Source organism: Rhizobacter terrae (assembly GCF_003852895.1).
Classification (GTDB): domain Bacteria; phylum Pseudomonadota; class Gammaproteobacteria; order Burkholderiales; family Burkholderiaceae_C; genus Albitalea; species Albitalea terrae.
Genome location: NZ_QUSW01000001.1, coordinates 914,276 through 930,300, shown reverse-complemented (window position 1 = coordinate 930,300; position 16,025 = coordinate 914,276). Strand labels below are relative to the sequence as shown.

At 66.8% G+C, this 16,025-nt stretch carries 19 protein-coding genes; 7 read left to right on the top strand and 12 right to left on the bottom strand.

Annotated elements, in window-relative coordinates; genetic code table 11:
• Positions 1-76: 76 nt before the first annotated feature.
• Complete coding sequence (locus tag DZC73_RS04295; RefSeq protein ID WP_124538934.1) at positions 77-691, bottom strand: ParA family protein; 615 nt, start codon at positions 689-691, stop codon at positions 77-79.
• A gap of 75 nt (positions 692-766) precedes the next feature.
• Between DZC73_RS04295 and kefF the strand changes: the two genes are divergently transcribed.
• The 4 genes from kefF to DZC73_RS04275 all read left to right on the top strand — a co-directional run bounded on the left by kefF (position 767) and on the right by DZC73_RS04275 (position 4,813).
• On the top strand, positions 767-1,450 hold the full coding sequence (kefF, locus tag DZC73_RS04290; RefSeq protein WP_124538933.1) for a glutathione-regulated potassium-efflux system oxidoreductase KefF: 684 nt from the start codon (positions 767-769) through the stop codon (positions 1,448-1,450).
• A gap of 3 nt (positions 1,451-1,453) precedes the next feature.
• Entirely contained in the window at positions 1,454-3,289 is a 1,836-nt protein-coding gene (gene kefC / locus DZC73_RS04285; RefSeq protein WP_124538932.1) for a glutathione-regulated potassium-efflux system protein KefC, read from the top strand.
• 277 nt (positions 3,290-3,566) lie between these two features.
• Complete coding sequence (locus DZC73_RS04280) at positions 3,567-4,502, top strand: hypothetical protein (RefSeq protein WP_124538931.1); 936 nt, start codon at positions 3,567-3,569, stop codon at positions 4,500-4,502.
• A complete protein-coding gene (locus DZC73_RS04275) occupies positions 4,502-4,813 on the top strand; it encodes a hypothetical protein (protein ID WP_124538930.1) in 312 nt (103 codons plus the stop codon). The genes DZC73_RS04280 and DZC73_RS04275 overlap by 1 nt, the downstream gene beginning before the upstream one ends.
• A gap of 49 nt (positions 4,814-4,862) precedes the next feature.
• On the opposite strand, the gene DZC73_RS04270 is transcribed toward DZC73_RS04275, so the two are convergent.
• Together DZC73_RS04270 and DZC73_RS04265 are read right to left on the bottom strand one after the other, a co-directional pair.
• Entirely contained in the window at positions 4,863-5,618 is a 756-nt protein-coding gene (locus DZC73_RS04270; protein WP_124538929.1) for a sulfite exporter TauE/SafE family protein, read from the bottom strand.
• Positions 5,619-5,628: 10 nt separating this feature from the next.
• Positions 5,629-6,204 carry a malonic semialdehyde reductase gene (locus DZC73_RS04265; RefSeq protein ID WP_124538928.1) on the bottom strand — a complete coding sequence of 192 codons (576 nt, stop codon included), beginning with the start codon at positions 6,202-6,204 and terminating at the stop codon, positions 5,629-5,631.
• A 53-nt stretch (positions 6,205-6,257) separates the two neighbouring features.
• Between DZC73_RS04265 and DZC73_RS04260 the strand changes: the two genes are divergently transcribed.
• Complete coding sequence (locus DZC73_RS04260) at positions 6,258-6,689, top strand: DUF1841 family protein (protein WP_124538927.1); 432 nt, start codon at positions 6,258-6,260, stop codon at positions 6,687-6,689.
• Positions 6,690-6,700: 11 nt separating this feature from the next.
• Here the strand turns inward: DZC73_RS04260 and DZC73_RS04255 are convergent, their stop codons facing one another.
• From DZC73_RS04255 to DZC73_RS04230, 6 genes are all read right to left on the bottom strand, one after another.
• Positions 6,701-7,528: a BKACE family enzyme gene (locus DZC73_RS04255; protein ID WP_124538926.1), complete on the bottom strand. Its 828-nt coding sequence runs from the start codon at positions 7,526-7,528 to the stop codon at positions 6,701-6,703.
• A gap of 11 nt (positions 7,529-7,539) precedes the next feature.
• The gene (gene aroQ / locus DZC73_RS04250; protein WP_124538925.1) at positions 7,540-7,974 is read right to left on the bottom strand and encodes a type II 3-dehydroquinate dehydratase; all 435 of its coding nucleotides are present in this window, start codon (positions 7,972-7,974) and stop codon (positions 7,540-7,542) included.
• Positions 7,971-8,861: a sugar phosphate isomerase/epimerase family protein gene (locus tag DZC73_RS04245; RefSeq protein WP_124538924.1), complete on the bottom strand. Its 891-nt coding sequence runs from the start codon at positions 8,859-8,861 to the stop codon at positions 7,971-7,973. Before DZC73_RS04245 ends, aroQ begins: the two co-directional genes overlap by 4 nt.
• Positions 8,858-9,703, bottom strand: coding sequence for a VOC family protein (locus DZC73_RS04240; protein ID WP_124538923.1), 846 nt, complete (start codon positions 9,701-9,703; stop codon positions 8,858-8,860). The genes DZC73_RS04245 and DZC73_RS04240 overlap by 4 nt, the downstream gene beginning before the upstream one ends.
• A 17-nt stretch (positions 9,704-9,720) precedes the next feature.
• Entirely contained in the window at positions 9,721-10,599 is an 879-nt protein-coding gene (locus tag DZC73_RS04235; protein ID WP_124538922.1) for a shikimate dehydrogenase, read from the bottom strand.
• A 103-nt stretch (positions 10,600-10,702) separates the two neighbouring features.
• Positions 10,703-11,383, bottom strand: a complete 681-nt coding sequence (locus tag DZC73_RS04230) for a TetR/AcrR family transcriptional regulator (protein WP_198414773.1) — start codon at positions 11,381-11,383, stop codon at positions 10,703-10,705.
• A gap of 144 nt (positions 11,384-11,527) precedes the next feature.
• On the opposite strand from DZC73_RS04230, the gene DZC73_RS04225 reads away from it, so the two are divergent.
• Entirely contained in the window at positions 11,528-12,889 is a 1,362-nt protein-coding gene (locus DZC73_RS04225; protein ID WP_124538921.1) for an MFS transporter, read from the top strand.
• A gap of 230 nt (positions 12,890-13,119) precedes the next feature.
• The gene (locus DZC73_RS04220) at positions 13,120-13,485 is read left to right on the top strand and encodes a VOC family protein (RefSeq protein WP_124538920.1); all 366 of its coding nucleotides are present in this window, start codon (positions 13,120-13,122) and stop codon (positions 13,483-13,485) included.
• A gap of 12 nt (positions 13,486-13,497) precedes the next feature.
• Here DZC73_RS04220 and DZC73_RS04215 read toward each other — a convergent pair whose 3' ends face one another.
• The 3 genes from DZC73_RS04215 to panB are packed head-to-tail and all read right to left on the bottom strand — an operon-like array spanning position 13,498 to position 16,015.
• Positions 13,498-14,301 (bottom strand): hypothetical protein, encoded by an 804-nt coding sequence (locus DZC73_RS04215; RefSeq protein ID WP_124538919.1) that lies wholly within the window; start codon positions 14,299-14,301, stop codon positions 13,498-13,500.
• Positions 14,302-14,326: 25 nt separating this feature from the next.
• Entirely contained in the window at positions 14,327-15,154 is an 828-nt protein-coding gene (gene panC, locus DZC73_RS04210; protein ID WP_124538918.1) for a pantoate--beta-alanine ligase, read from the bottom strand.
• Between the two features lie 12 nt (positions 15,155-15,166).
• Positions 15,167-16,015 carry a 3-methyl-2-oxobutanoate hydroxymethyltransferase gene (gene panB / locus DZC73_RS04205; RefSeq protein WP_124538917.1) on the bottom strand — a complete coding sequence of 283 codons (849 nt, stop codon included), beginning with the start codon at positions 16,013-16,015 and terminating at the stop codon, positions 15,167-15,169.
• Positions 16,016-16,025: the final 10 nt, after the last annotated feature.

Sequence of the window (16,025 nt, the reverse complement as noted above, 5' to 3'; positions counted from 1 at the left end):
AAGGGGTTGTGACAGGACGAAGCATCGCCGAAAGACCCCTTGGCGCGCATTCACCGGGGTGACACCCCGGGTGACTTCAGGCCAGCCACTTCACCAGCGGCGCCCACTGCTCCAGGTCGCGCTGCACCCTGCTGGGCGCCACGTCCCAGATCGTGAGGCCGCGGGCGGCCAGCTGCACGTAGTTCTGGGTGTCGCGCAGGTAGGCCACCACCGGGATGTCCAGCGTGCCCAGGAAGGCCTTGAGCTGGTCGGCCGACAGCGTCGTTTCCTTCATCCGCATGCCCACGATGCCGATCTCGACCTTGCCGTGGCGCTTGCCGGCATGGATTTCCTGCAGGAAGGCATGGGTGGCATGGATGTCGAAGATGCTCGGCTGCAGCGGCACCACCACCTTGTCGGCGATCTTCATCACGTCTGCGAGCCGCTTGTCGTGCAGGCCGGCGGGCGTGTCCAGCACCACGTGGGTCGTGCCCTTGGGTGGGCGCACGACCTCGTCATGGGCCACCTCCCAGGACCGGATCTCCGGCAGCCCGGCCGGCCGCAGGCCCAGCCAGATCTTCGACGACTGCTGGCGGTCGACATCGCCCAGCATCACGGCATGCCCCTGCGATGCGTACAAACCCGCAATCTGCGTGGACAGCGTGCTCTTGCCGACGCCGCCCTTGGGGTTGGCCACCACGATCACCGGCATGTGCGCTCCTCGATGGTTCTTTCGGGTTATGTTAGCGGCGCCCGACATCTGCCTGACATTCGAACTAACCACAGCATGAATCCGCCTCCTGGCCAGCCCGATCCTGCCACGCCTGACAAGGTGCTGGTCATCGTCGCCCACCCCTCGATGGAACATTCGCGGGTCAACCGCAAGCTGCTGCGCGCGGCGAATTCGCTGCTCGCACAACCGGCGGGCGCCAGGCTGGAGGTGCGCGACCTGTACCGGCTGTACCCGGACTATCACATCGACGTGGCCGCCGAGCAGGCGGCGCTTTCCAGCGCCCGGCTGGTGGTCTGGCAGCACCCCATCCACTGGTACAGCATGCCCCCGCTCATGAAGCTGTGGGTGGACGAGGTGCTGGCCTTCGGCTGGGCCTACGGGCCCGAAGGCAATGCCCTGCGCGGCAAGGACCTGTGGCTGGTGGCCTCCACCGGCGGCCCGCAGGATTCCTACCGCCCCGACAGCTACAACCGTTACTTCTTCGATGCCTTCCTGCCGCCCTACGAGCAGACGGCCGCCCTGTGCGGCATGCGCTTCCTGCACCCCATGATGCTGCACGGCGCCCACCGGGTCACCAAGGAGGACGTGGTCGAGCATGCCCGCGTCTACGCCGAGCGGCTGGCAAGCTACCCCGACTGGCCGGAGCTGGACGAACTGCCCGAGTGCGTGGCCTGCGAGGTGCCGCAGCACGCCCGCCCCGCTGACGAAGAGAACAAGTCCCAGACCGAGGCCGCCTGAGATATGGAACACAGCTCCTGGATTCATGGCGCGCTCGTCTACCTGGCCGCCGCCGTCGTCGCCGTGCCCCTGGCCAAGCTGCTGGGTCTCGGCTCCATCATCGGCTACCTGGGCGCGGGCATCCTCATCGGGCCCTGGGGCCTGAAGCTGGTGACCGACCCGGCCGACATGCTGCACTTCGCCGAATTCGGCGTGGTGCTGATGCTCTTCCTCGTCGGCCTGGAGCTGGAGCCGCGCCGGCTGTGGGCCTTGCGCAAGCCCATCTTCGGCTGGGGCAGCGTGCAGCTCGTGGGCTCGGCGCTGGTGATGATGGGCGTGGGCATGGCCTTCGGCGTGGACTGGCGGCTGTCGCTGGTGGCGGGGCTGGGGCTGGCGATGTCGTCCACCGCCATCGGACTGGGCGTGCTGGCCGAGCGCAACCTCATGGCGACGACCTCCGGGCAGAGCATCCTGAGCGTGGCCTTGCTGCAGGACGTGGCAGCGATTCCCATCCTCGCGCTGATCCCGGCGATCGCCATCGGCGGCGCGCATGCGCAGGACGCCGGCGGCTGGCAGGGTGCGGTCAAGGCCATCGGCGTGATCGCGATCATTGTGTTGGGCGGGCGGCTGCTGCTGCGGCCTGCATTCCGGTGGATCGCGAGCAGCCGCACGCCGGAGATCTTCACCGCCGCGTCGCTGCTGCTGGTGGTGGCCACCGCGGCGCTGATGCAGGCGGTGGGCCTGTCCATGGCGCTGGGTGCCTTCCTCGCCGGCGTGCTGCTGGCCGAGAGCGAATACCGGCGCGAGCTGGAGACCGACCTGGAGCCGTTCAAGGGACTGCTGCTGGGGCTGTTCTTCATCGCGGTGGGCATGAGCATCGACTTCCAGGTCGTGCTCGCGCGGCCGGTGCTCATCGCCTTGCTGGTGCTGGGCTTCCTGCTGGTGAAGGCCGTGGTGCTGTGGGCCATGGGGCGCGTGATGAAGTTGCCCATTCCCGAGCGGCCGGTGTTCATCATCCTGCTGGCGCAAGGCGGCGAGTTCGGTTTCGTGGTGTTCCAGACCGCGGCGCAGGCCGGGGTGATTGCGGCGCCCATGAGCTCGCTGCTGGTGGCCGTGGTAGCCATCTCCATGCTGGCCACGCCCTTGCTGCTGGTGGCGGCCGACCGCTGGTGGATTCCGCGCCTGGCTGGGCAGAGGAAGACGGACGTGAAGGAAATCGACGAGCAGCAGCACGAGGCGGTGATCATTGCCGGCTTCGGGCGCTACGGGCAGATCGTGGGCCGCCTGCTGTATGCCAATGGCGTGGTGCCCACCGTGCTGGACCACGACGCGGAGCAGATCGAGGCGATGCGGCGTTTCGGCTGGCCGGTGTTCTATGGCGACGCGACGCGACTGGACCTTTTGCGCACCGCGGGCGCGGAGACCGCGAAGGTGCTGGTGCTGGCCGTGGACGACGTGGACCAGAGCATCGAGATCGCGAAGATGGCCAAGGAGCACTTCCCGCATCTGCAGGTGGTGGCCCGGGCCCGCAACGTGCGGCATTTCTATGCGCTGCTCGATGCAGGGGTGAAGCACATCGAGCGCGAAACTTTGGATTCAGCCTTGCTCACCGGCCGCAGTGCGCTGGAGATGCTGGGTTGGGAGCCGCACCATGCGCGCAACCTGGCGATGCGCTTCCGGCGGCACAACGTCGATCAGGTGCATTCGATGGCGCCGCATTGGAAAGATCAGGCGCGGTTGATCACGGCGGCCAAGCAAGGCCGGCAGCAGCTGGAAGAGCAGTTCGCCGCGGAGCGGGAGCTGGCGAAGCAGCGGCAGAGGCGGTCGGGATGGGGCGGGGAGACGGAGGCCGAGTCTTGAACATGGCCGGCATGTCCCGGGCTGGGTGCAGTCCTGGACATCAATCTTGGAGCTTCACGTACATTGGCAACAAGCCAGGCTGCAGCAACGAGTTGGCCAAGCAGCAGGTTGGATTGAGACAAATCCAACGGTCGCGCTATTCCTCATAAATGGGTTGGGGTTTTCTGCACCTCTCATGCATGCCACCAAAGAGGGGAAGGCAGCGCATGCCGTTGCCGTGTAGATTCCCGCTGCCGCAAATGTGCGGCAACTCTAAAAACTCTAAGAGGAAAATCGAATGTTCGCTTTTAGTCATGTTCGCCTTGCTCTCGCTGTCGTGCTGACCAGCGCTGCACCCATGGCGTTCGCTGCGCCGTACACGGCCTCCACGGTGCCCGACGCAGCTGGTCGTGCCGTTCTGTCCGAAGCGCTCAGCAACTACGCCCAAGGCGCACCGGCCAACATGGACCCGGCGCCGACGATCCACAAGAACTTCCCGCAGATCATCGAGCAGAACTTCGCGAGGCTCAACTCGACCACCAGCGTGACCCTGGTCAACAACCTGACCGACAAGGAGCTGGCCTCCCTGGCGCGAAACTACGACAACGCAGTCAACGACCTGGGGCGCGCCCCCAGACTTCATGCGGTACTCGCGTATCGACTGGATGCGCCCCACCTTGCGCGCCTGGCCAACTACTTCGGCTATGCGCCGATCTACGCGGCCATCGTCACGGTCGCGCCCGAGAAGGCGGTGCAGTTTGATAGCCTGGCCAACAGGTCTGCTCAGGCGCTGGGCGGCACTCGAACTGCCCAAGGTCTCGGTCAGTATCTCTTCTTCACCCCGGAGGAGATTTACCTCGACTTCCGCACGATGCCTGTGGGTTCTCTGGGCGCCACCGGCGCAGCGTTTGAGACAGGGGTAACTCTGTCAAACGGGGTCGGTGCTGCCTTCTTCGTTGGTTGGACGGGCGGGTCTGCGCTGGGCTGGGTTCTTCAGGAGTACTGCCCGGATACCTACGACGCGATTGGCGGGACGGTTTCCAACATGTTGGATCGCCTCAAAGACGCGAACGACGACCTGAAGAAGGGGCAAATCGAGAAATCCGTCGGTGACCTGTTTGGCTTCCAGTCGTATGTGTATGACAGTCTGGGCATGGGCGGCGATGATGGGGTCACCAACAGCTGGCATGTCTACAACAATTATCTGCTCAGCATTAACAGATCGAAGAAGTGATGAGCACCTTGAAGCCTTCACCCTATCCCCACTGGCTGCGCGCAGTGCACATCTGCCTTCTGGCCGTATGTCTGCTGCTGATACTGGTGCCGTCCGCTCGGACAGGCCCATGGCTGTGGGTGGGAATTGCCTTGCATGCTGTTGCCAGCATGTCCCTGTTGCGTCGATTGGCGCAACGGTCAGGCATGAAAGCCACGGCAGAGGATATCTACAAGGACAACCTCGCACGGGGCAGCATCTTCTTGGGCACGCTTGAGCGGATCGTCATGCCTCTGTGCCTGGTGACGGCTGGGGTGCTGGTTTTCGGGTAAGTCCGAAGGGAGTCTGACATCTGCGTCAGGCTCCCTCAGTCGCATGCATTCAGCGCAACCCGTCCCACAACAGCTTCAAACCCGTCAACCCCATCCCGCTGTACGCCACCCGATAGAACCACGTCGACGGAATCCGCTTCGTCAGCCACACTCCCAGCCACACACCAATCGGTGCCAGCGGCATCAGCACCACCGAGGTCGACATGTTGCGCACGTCGATCAAGCCCAGCCAGGCATACGGAATCCACTTCGACAGGTTCACCGCCGCGAAGAACACCGCCATGGTGGCGGCGAAGGTGATGGGCGGCAGCCGCATCGGCAGCACGTAGGCGCTGATGGGTGGGCTGCCGGCGTGGGCGACGAAGCTGGTGAAGCCCGACGCAATGCCCAGCAGAACGCCCAGCGGCTTGGAGCGCACGTGCCCATCGGCCTTGGGCGGGAACAGCAGGCGCTGCGCCAAGAAGGCCAGCGTCAGCCCGCCCACGATGGCCGCGACGGTCTTGCCTGACAGCAGACCAAAGAGCACCGTCCCGACGACGGTGCCTCCCAGGCCCGCCGGCAGCAGCAATCGCAACAAGGCCGAATCGCGCTGCTTCCACATCTGCTGCAAGCCCACGGCATCCATGATGAACAGCAAGGGCAGCATGATGGCCGCTGCCTGCGGCACTGGAACCGCCAGCGCCATCAGCGGCACGGCGAGCGAGCCGAAGCCGCCCAGGAAGCCGCTCTTGGCCAGGCCCATGAGCAGCACCGCAGGCACCGCCACGGCATAGAACGCCGGGTCGGCAATGAGCTGGAACGCCAAGGCCGTGTGCTCAGGCGAAGGAGCAGGCTTCCTCGAACGACAGCCGCGGGCTGCGTCCGAAGATCTTGCTGGGGTCGCCCTTGCCGAGGTTGCACACGAAGTTGGTCTTCACGGTGGTGCCGGCCCAGAAGGTGGCGTCCATCAGCTCGCCGTCGAAGCCGCTCATCGGCCCGCAGTCCAGGCCCAGCGAGCGGGCGGCCATCATGAAGTAGGCGCCTTGCAGGCTGGAGTTGCGGAAGGCCGTCGCTTCGATCACCGCCGGCTTGCCCGCGAACCACGGGCGCGCATCGGTGTGCGGGAAGAGCTGCGGCAGCTTGTCGTAGAAGGCCATGTCCATGCCGATGATGACGGTGACGGGCGCCGCCAGCGTCTTGGCGCGGTTGCCTTCGGACATGCATGGCCCCAGCTTGGCCTTGCCCTCGGGCGTGTTGACGAAGATGAACCGTGCGGGACTGCAGTTGGCTGAGGTCGGCCCCCACTTCATCAGTTCGTAGATCGCACGCAGGGTGCTTTCGGGCACGGGTTCCGGGAAGAAGCCGTTGTGCGTGCGGGCTTCGGTGAAGAGTTGTTCGGTGGTGACGTTCATGGGGCCAGGCCTCGTGCGATAGCGGGGGAAGAGAACAAGGCGACAATTCTGCGATGTTTGCTCCATCCCAGAACGACGTGAGGCGATTCTTTTGCGACGCCTTCAAGAAGCGCCGCGACGGCAGCGTGATGACGCCGCTGGAGACCCTGGCCGCCGACTGGGTCGACCAGCACCCCGAATACCACGACGACTTGGCCGACGTGGACGCCGCCCTGGCCGCGGTCTTCGACGTGGACGCCGGCCGCACCAATCCCTTCCTGCACCTGTCCATGCACCTGAGCATCAGCGAGCAGGTGAGCATCGACCAGCCCAGGGGCATCAAGCAGGCCTTCGGGCTGCTGGCGGCCAAGCTGGGTTCCGCGCACGAGGCCCAGCACGAGGTGATGGAATGCCTCGGGCAGATGATGTGGGAGTCGCAGCGCAGCGGGCTGCCGCCGGACGGCGAGAAGTACATCGATTGCGTGAGGCGCAGAGCGACACGCTGAGGGACGTCAGCTCACGACGGCAAGCGCAGCAACCTGCGCGCCTCGGCCACGGTGGCGGGACGCCGCCCGTGTTCGAGGCACAGGTCCGCCACCTGCCGCACCAGCGCCGCATTCGACGGCGCCAGCGTGTGCTTGTCCAGCCGCACGTTGTCTTCCAGCCCGGTGCGGCAATGGCCGCCCAGTTCCAGCGACCACTTCGCCAAGGTGAGCTGCTCGCGGCCGATGCCGGCGCCGGTCCACGTCGCGTCGGGCGCAAGCCGCTTCAAGGTCTTCACGTAGAACTCGAACACCTCGCGGTCCACCGGCATCGCGTTCTTGATGCCCATCACGAACTGGATGTGCAGCGGCCCGACGATCTTGCCCGCCTGCTGCAGGGCCACGGCCTGGAAGATCATCGACAGGTCGAAGGCCTCGATCTCCGGCTTCACGCCGTGGGCCTTCATTTCTTCGGCAAGCCAGTCGATGAGTTCCGGCGAGTTCTCGTACACGCGGGTCGGAAAATTCACCGAGCCGCTGGCCAGCGAGGCCATGTCCGGCCGCAGGTGCAGCATGCCGCCGCGCTCGCGGCCGGCGCCTGAACGGCCGCCGGTGGAGACCTGGGTGATCATGCCCGGCGCATGGCGGCGGATGCCGTCCAGCACGGCCTGGAAACGCTCGGGCGCGGAGCTGGGCGACTCATCGTCGTTGCGCACGTGCAGGTGCACGAGCGTGGCGCCGGCTTCGTAGGCGGCATGGGTCGATTCGACCTGCTCGCTCACGCTGATGGGAACGGCCGGGTTGTCCTTCTTGCGCGGCAGGGAGCCGGTGATGGCCACGGAGATGATGCACGGATCGGACATGTCGCGTTTCCTCAGTGTTGACGGGCGCCGGTGGCCATCAGCGCGAGCCGGTAGCCGTCGATGCCCAACCCGACGATCACGCCCTCGGCGATGTCGGACAGGTAGGAGTGGTGGCGGAAAGGTTCGCGCCGGTGCACGTTGCTGATGTGCACTTCGATGAACGGAATGGCCACGCCTGCCAGCGCGTCTCGCAAGGCGATGCTGGTGTGCGTGAACGCGCCCGGGTTGATCACGATGAACCCCACGCCTTCGCCGCGCGCGGCGTGGATGCGGTCGAGGAGCGCGCCTTCGTGGTTGCTCTGGAAGGCGGTGAGCGACAGGCCCAGCCGCTCGGCCTCGTGGTGGCACATCGCCTCCACGTCGGCCAGCGTGGCATGTCCGTAGGTGGCCGGCTCGCGCGTGCCCAGCAGGTTCAGGTTGGGGCCATTGATGAGCAGGACCTTCATGCGGCCGTCTCCTTCAACCGCAGCCCGCGCGGCAGCGGCACCGAACGGCGCAACACGTCCTCCGCCAGCCACAGGGCCGAGCGCCGCGCACGGGAGGCCACGGTGCCGGGCGGCATCTGCTGGTAGTCGTCGTTGAAGACCTCGAAGCTGTAGTCGCCGCGGTAGCCCATGGCGTCGAGCCGGCGCACCAGGTCGGCCAGCAGCTCGCTGTGCACTCCTTCGCCGGGGAAGACTCGGAAGGTGCGTGCGGTGGTGATGCGCTCCTCCACCGTCGGCACTTCGTTCCACATGAAGTCCGACAGCTGCACGAGGAAGATCCTGGCCGGGTCGACCTCTGCCAGCGGCGCCAGCGGCGTGCGCGTGGCGAAGATGTGGTACGAGTCGATACCAATGCCGAGGTTCGGCATGTCCGCGCGGCGCACGGCTTCCCACGCCGTGGTGTATTCGTTGATGTGGCGGCCCCAGGAGAGGCCTTCGTAGGCCACCTTGATGTTCAGGGGCAGAGCCAGCATCGCCAGCTTGCGCAGGTCGCGGGCCACGGCATCGATGTCGCCGCTGGCGTGCGAGGAGGTGGACGAACAGGCCAGCAGCACCCGGCTGCCCAGCGCGGCGCCCATCTCCAGCATCGAGCGCGCCACGTCCACCTTGTAGCCGTGCAGGTGGCCCGACAGGCCCTCGAAGTCGCGCAGCACCTGGAAGCCGGTGACGCGAACGCCGCTGGACCGCACCGCGGCAATGGCCGCGTCCACGCCCTCGGCATGGCTGGTGATGTCGCGCGCCGAGAGCATGACCTGCCCGAAGCCGGCCTCGCGCACGGCGGCCAGCTTCTGCGGCAGGCCGCCCGCGAGGGTGATGGTGTCCATCCCGAAATCGGCGATGTTCTTCATTGCGGCCACTGCACGAGTTCGAAGGCGACGTTGCCGAGCACCGTGCGCGTGAGGGCGCCGCGGGCCTGGGCGTGCAGGCGGTCGGTGTCCACGAACTCCACGCCGTTCTCACGCAGGCGACGCACGGCGGCCATCACGTCGGGCACGCCGAAGCCGATGCGTTCCAGCATTTCGTCCTGCTCGGGCGCATCGGCGGGCGGTTCGATGAGCTGCACCATGAGCCCGCCTGGACTGCGCAGCAGCCGGCCGCTGGGCAGGATGCCGAAGCGCTCGTCGTCGCGCAGGGTGGTCCAGCCGAAGAGCTCGGCATAGAAGGCCGTCCAGTCGGCGGTGCGGCCGGCGGCGATGTACTGCACCACGCCGAACCAGCCCATGCCGGCGACGGCAGGCGGATGACGCTCGACGGTGGGGATGGGCACGAAGTCCACGTCCCAGATGGAGAAGTCGCGCCAGCGGTCGACGAAGTAGATGCGCGTCGCGCCCACGCCGTGGATGGCGGGGATGTGCAGCTCCATCGGGCGCACGTCCACAGGCACCGTCCAGGCGCCGAGTTCGACGGCGCGTGCGTGGGCCGCGGCCGCGTCGCGCACGCGCAGGGCGAACGCGGAGATGGCCGGTGCCGCCCCCGCATCCGCATGGTGGGCGTTGATGACGATGTTCATGTCGCCCTGCCGGTACAGCAGCACCTCGCGCGAGCGGTGGCGTGCCACCGGCTTGAAGCCCAGGCCTTCGAGGACCTGGCCCAGCGCCTGCGGCTTGGCGGTGCTGAACTCGATGAATTCCACGCCTTCGATGCCCATGGGGTTCGGGGCTTCGCCGATGTGTTCGCGGTCGGTGGTCATGCGATGTCTCCTTGCGCTCAGGCAGCCGCTTGCAGGGCCGGCGCGCGGTGTGTGATCAGCTCCCGGAAGTGCTGCTCCATGCGGACGGCGTCGGGCTCGCGCCCGGTGAACAGGCGGAACGCACCCACGGCCTGGCCCACCGCCATGCCGCCGCCATCGGCCGTCGGGCAACCCGCGGCTCGGGCGGCGCGCAGCAGCGCGGTGTCCAGCGGGAAATAGACGATCTCGCTGACCCACAGGCTCGGGCGCAGCAGCGATGCCGGCAGCGGCATGCCGGGCAGCTTGTCCATGCCGGTGGGCGTGCAATGCACGAGGCCGCTGGCGCCCTGCAGCGCGGCTTCGAGGTCGGTGGACACCTGGGCGCGCTGTCCGTCATGGTTGGCGTTGAGCCGATCGGCCAGTGCTTGCGCGCGCTCGGGTTCGCGGTCCACCACCACCAGCTCGCTCGCGCCCATGCGCAAGCTCGCATCGGCCACGGCAGCGCCTGCGCCGCCGGCGCCCAGTTGCACCACGCGATCCAGCCGCGCCGAGGGCAGGGCGCGGCGAAAGCCCCAGGCCCAGCCGGAGCCATCGGTGTTGTGGCCGATGAGGCGGGAACCGCGCCGCACGACGGTGTTCACCGCGCCCAGCGCCCGCGCCTCGTCCGACAGTTCGTCCAGCAGCGGAAGGATGGCCTGCTTGCACGGGTAGGTGACGTTCAGGCCGGCGAAGCCGATGGTGCGCACCGCGCCCAGCAGCGCGGGCAGGTCGTCCGCGCTGCTGCCCGTGGTGTCCAGGTCGATGAGCTGGTAGTGAAGCCGCAGGCCGTGCCGCCGCGCTTCTTCTTCATGCAGGGCCGGCGTCAGTGAGCGCTGGATGCCGGCGCCGATGAGGCCGATGAGGAGCTTGTCGTTCATGCCGCCGGACGAGCGGCGTCAATGCCGCCAGGTCCGTGCAGGCAGTATAAATGTACGAACTAGTTAGTTGCAAGCATCTTTGCAGACCTTGCTGCCGGCAGCACTACTTCCGCACGAAGCGCACGATGGTCTCCACGATGCTGTCGCGCCGGTCGCGAAGCGCCTTGGGCGACTGCATGTCGCGCTTGAAGATGAGCCCGAAGGTGTGGCGGTTGGCCACGCTGAAGAAGCACAGCGCCGAGATGGTCATGTGCAGGTCGATGGGGTCGATGTCCTTGCGGAAGACACGGGCCTTGACGCCACGCTCGTACACCTGCTGCACCGCAGTGACCGCGGGGGCATTCAGCGTCTGGATGGTCTTGCTCTGCGCGAGGAACTCGCCGCGGTGGATGTTCTCGTTCATCACCAGGCGGATGAAGTCCTCGTGCTCGTGCTGGTAATCGAAGGTGAAGGCCACCAGCTTGCGCAGCGCGTCCTCGGGCGGCAGGTCTTCCAGGTGCAGGCCCGTCTCGATCTCGCGGATGCGGCGGTAGGCGTCTTCCAGCACTGCGAGGTACAGGCCTTCCTTGCTGCCGAAGTAGTAGTACAGCATGCGCTTGCTGGTGCGCGTGGCCTCGGCGATCTCGTCGATGCGCGCGCCGCTCAGGCCCTTGTCGGCGAATTCCGCGGTGGCCACGGTGAGGATGTCGGCCATGGTGCGCTCGGGGTCATTGGTGCGCGTAGGCTCGCCGCGGGGCTTGCGGGTGGTGTTCTTGGCAGCAGGTTTCTGTACTGTCTCGTTCATGGACAAAGCCTAACACGCAGGGGGTCCACGAGGACAAAACTGCTAAGGGAAAACACGGATCGTTAAAAACGAACTAGTTCGTACATTTGTGAGGCTGCATCAATGCAGTGCACGTCCACCCTCTCCGCTACACCGAGGTCATCGATGACGAACGCTTCCTCTCCCACTTCCGCCGCCCCGGCGCGCTCCCCCCGCAAGGCCGCCCTGGCGAGCTGGATCGGCAGTGCGGTCGAGTACTACGACTTCTTCATCTATGGCACCGCTGCGGCGCTGGTGTTCGGCAAGATCTTCTTCCCGTCCTTCGACCCGGCCGTGGCCACGGTCGCGGCCTTCGCCACCTTCGGCGTGGGCTACGTCACCCGCCCCATCGGCGCGGTCATCCTCGGCCACGTGGGCGACAAGTTCGGCCGCAAGAAGGTGCTCACCTTCACCTTGCTGCTGATGGGCATCTCCACCTTCCTCGTCGGTGCCTTGCCGACGTATTCGCAGGTGGGCATCGCTGCGCCCATCATGCTGGTCGTCCTGCGGCTGCTGCAAGGGCTGTCGGCTGCCGGCGAACAGGCCGGCGCGAACTCCATGACGCTGGAGCACGCGCCTGAGCATCGCCGCGCCTTCTTCACCAGCTTCACGCTCAGCGGCACGCAGGCCGGACTCATCCTCGCGACCCTGGCGTTCCTGCCGGTGTCTGCATTGCCCGAAGCGGACCTGCTGGCATGGGGGTGGCGCATTCCGTTCTTCCTCAGCGCCATCGTGGTGGTGGTGGGCATGTGGGTGCGTCGCACGCTGCCGGAGACGCCGGCCTTCACCGAGGAAGAGAAGGCCCGCACGACCGAGGCCCTGCCCGTGGCCACGCTGTTCCGCGAGCAGGCATCCGACGTGATGCGCGTGGTGTTCTGCGCCCTGGTGTCGGTGGTCAGCACCATCTTCAGCGTGTTCACGCTGTCGTACGCGGTGAACACCATGCACATCCCGAAGGCGACGATGCTGACGGTGCTGATCCTGGCCAACATCGTGGCGCTGATGGCCATCCCGAGCTGGGCGTCGCTGGCCGACCGCATTGGCCGCAAGCCGGTGTTCATCCTCGGCGCGCTGGGCTCCGCGGCGCTGATCTGGCCGTACATGTGGGCCATCTCGCAGGTCGACACCACGATGATCTTCGTCTTCGGCCTGCTGTTGTCGGGCGTGGTCTACAGCGCCGCCAACGGCGTGTGGCCGGCTTTCTACGGCGAGATGTTCGACACCCGCGTGCGACTGTCAGGCATGGCCATCGGCACGCAGGTGGGCTTCGCGCTGGGCGGCTTCGCGCCGACCATCAGCGCGGCCATCCTGCAGCCCGGCGCGACGGGTTGGGTGCCGGTGGCAGGCTTCGTGACGGTGGTGACGCTGGTGGCCGCCATCGCGGCGCTCACGGCCCGCGAGACCTTCCGCACGCCGATGGAGCAGCTGGGCCACAAGCAGGCGGCCAACGATGATCGTGCGGTGGATGCGCGCGTGCGGCACGCCTGACGAACGTTTCTGAGCCGGCCCCGGCAGTACACTGCCGGGGTCGAAAAAGGCAGGGTCGGTTTTGGTAAGCCCGACCCCTTCCTGTTCCAGGAAGCTCTGTTCCATGCACTGCATGAGTACCCGCGACGAACCCCGCGCCGTCAGGCGCTTCGGGCTCGTCCGCGCGCGTGCAAGAGCTGCCTGCTCGTCATTGCATTCGGCCGGGTCCGGTCATCCTCCTGGAGAATGCAATGCAACTCAATCATCTCGACCTCCCCGTTCCCGATGTCCGCGCCACGGCGGACTTCTTCATCCGCTTCTTCGGCTTCCGCCTCGATGCCGTGAAAGGCAACGATGGCATGGCCATCCTCCAGGGCGATGGTGGCGTGGTGCTCGTGCTCACGCGGCGCGGCGACGACTCGCCGGCGTTTGCGAAGACGTTCCACGTCGGTTTCCTGGTGCCGTCGCCCGAGACGGTGCATGAAGTCCATCGGCAGCTCAGCGAAGCAGGCTGCGCGGATCTGTCGCCGGTCAGCACCATGCGGGGCAGCACGCTGCTGTACTGCCATGCGCCTGGAGGCGTGCTGGTGGAAGTCGGATTCCGGCCCGACGCGTAGCGGGCGGCAGGCTCAGCGCGGAGGCGACAGCGGCTCGGCGTACTCGAGCCCCTTGAAGCGGGCCGCGAACTCCGCACGGATGTCCTGGCGCACCGCATCGGCCCGCTGGAAACCGGAACTGCCCACGAAGATGGCACCCGGAAAGGCACTGACCTCGATCGACACGGCCTTGGGTCCGACGAATCGGTAGATCAGCCACATGCCCCGGCCTTCGAGCCGTTGCTCCTCGGTCGGGCGGTCGCACGCCTGGCGGCAGGCCAGAGAGTGCTTCGCTGCCACGGCCAGGATCGCCGCCACGACATCCTCTCTTCGCATGGCTTCGCTCGAAGAGACGTCCCTGATCTCGTAGGTCTGGCGGGTGGGAATGGCCGACGTGCCCACGAGCCCGAGCAAGGTCAGCCCGGTGGCAGGCACGGCAAGCAGGCGGCGCCACAGGGGCCATGACATGGGTTCGGCCGTCTTCTCGCGCGCGAGCCTGTCGCACCAGGGGAGGATGGCGAGCGCCACGAGGTCCGTGTAGTCCACCACGCGGCCGAATTCCACCCAGTGCTGGGCGTTGACCCATTCGATGAAAGGGCTGGAAGCGGGACTCTTCCACCAGAGAAAGCCCATGCCGATCGCCGTGAAGCGCAGGAAGCGACGCGATGGCGCCAGCGCGGTGGACAACATGCCCACCATGGCGATGCCCGCCACGTCGGACAGCTTGCCGGTGATCCATCCGGGAAAGGCGGCCTTCAGGATCAGGTCGTTGACCATCAGGACGGCCAGGCTCGCCAAGAACGGAAGGCTGCAGACGACGGACAAGGTCCTGAGCATTGGCGTTCCCCCTTGGGCGAGCTGTTCAGAACTCGAGGTTGTCGATCAGGCGCGTGTTGCCCAGCTTGGCCGCGCCCAGGGCAACCAGGGCCGTGTCGCCGGCCTGAGGTGCCAGCAAATCAGCGCGCCGCCGCACGGTGAGGTAGTCCACCGCCCAGCCCATGCCATTCAACGAGGCGACGGCCTGCTGCTCCAGCGCAGTCAGGTCGGCGCCTGCGGACTTCGAGGCATCGGCCAGGGCGCTCAGGGCTGCAGCGAGTTCGGTGGCCTTGGCCTTCTGCGCATCGCTCAGATACCCGTTGCGCGACGACAGCGCCAACCCGCTCTCCGCGCGGCAGGTCTCTCCCGCCTCGATCGTCAAGGGCAGCGCGAACTGCTCGGCCATGCGGCGGATGACCATCAGCTGCTGGTAGTCCTTCTTGCCGAACACCGCCACCTTCGGCCGCACCACGCTGAACAGCTTCATCACCACCGTGCACACGCCGGTGAAGAAGCCGGGCCGGAAGTGGCCTTCGAGGATGTCGGCGACGGCCGCGTCCGGCACGACCTTGAAGGTCTGCGGCTGCGGGTACAGCTCTTTCTCGTCGGGCGCGAAGACGATGTCGCAGCCAGCCGATTGCAGCAGTTCGGCGTCGCGTGCCAGCGTCCGCGGGTAGCGGTCGAAGTCTTCATGCGGCGCGAACTGCAGGCGGTTCACGAAGATGCTGGCGACCACCGGCAGCCCATGGGCCTTGGCCTGGCGCACGAGGCTCAGGTGGCCTTCATGCAGGTTGCCCATGGTGGGCACGAAGGCGCAGGCCTGCGGCACGGGCAGGGCGGCGCGCAGGTCGGCGATGGTGTGCAGGATCTGCATGGGACGTCCCCTTCAATATCCGTGGATGGCGTCGTCGGGGAAGCGGCGGGCCTTCACGTCGCTCACGTACTGGCGCAGCGCGGCTTCGATGGAGGGCGCGCCGTCCATGAAGTTGCGCACGAAGCGCGGAAGCTTGCCTTGGGTGATGCCCAGCATGTCGTGCATCACCAGCACCTGCCCGGAGCAGCCCTTGCCCGCGCCGATGCCGATCACGGGGATCGGCAACGACTGCGTGACGTCATTGGCCACGCTGCTGGGCAGCAGCTCCAGCACCAGCATGGCGGCCCCGGCCTCGGCCACTTCGCAGGCATGCTGCTTCAGTGTCGCAGCCGCCTCGTCGTTGCGGCCCTGCACGCGGTAGCCGCCCAGCGCATGCACCGACTGCGGCGTGAGCCCCAGGTGCGCGCACACCGGAATGCCGCGCTGCGTGAGGAAGCGGATGGTCTCGTTGGTCCAGCCGCCGCCTTCGAGCTTCACCATCTGCGCGCCGGCCTGCATCAGCGCCACGGCGCTTTCCAGCGCCTGCGCAGGCGATTGCTGGTACGAGCCGAAGGGCAGGTCGCCGATGAGCCATGCGTTCTTGTTGCCGCGCGCCACGCAACGGATGTGATACGCCGTCTCCTCCAGCGTCACCGGCAGCGTGCTCGTCTGTCCCTGCACCACCATGCCCAGCGAATCGCCCACCAGCAGGCAGTCGACGCCGGCGGCATCCATCACCTTGGCGAAGGACGCGTCGTAGCAGGTCACCATCGCGATCGGCTCGCCCTGCGCATGCATCTCGCGGATGCGATGCAGGGTCACCGCCTTGCGCGGCGCCGCGGCGGCGGGCGTGCCGCCGCCATACACAGCTTGGTCGCTCATCGCAGGCTCC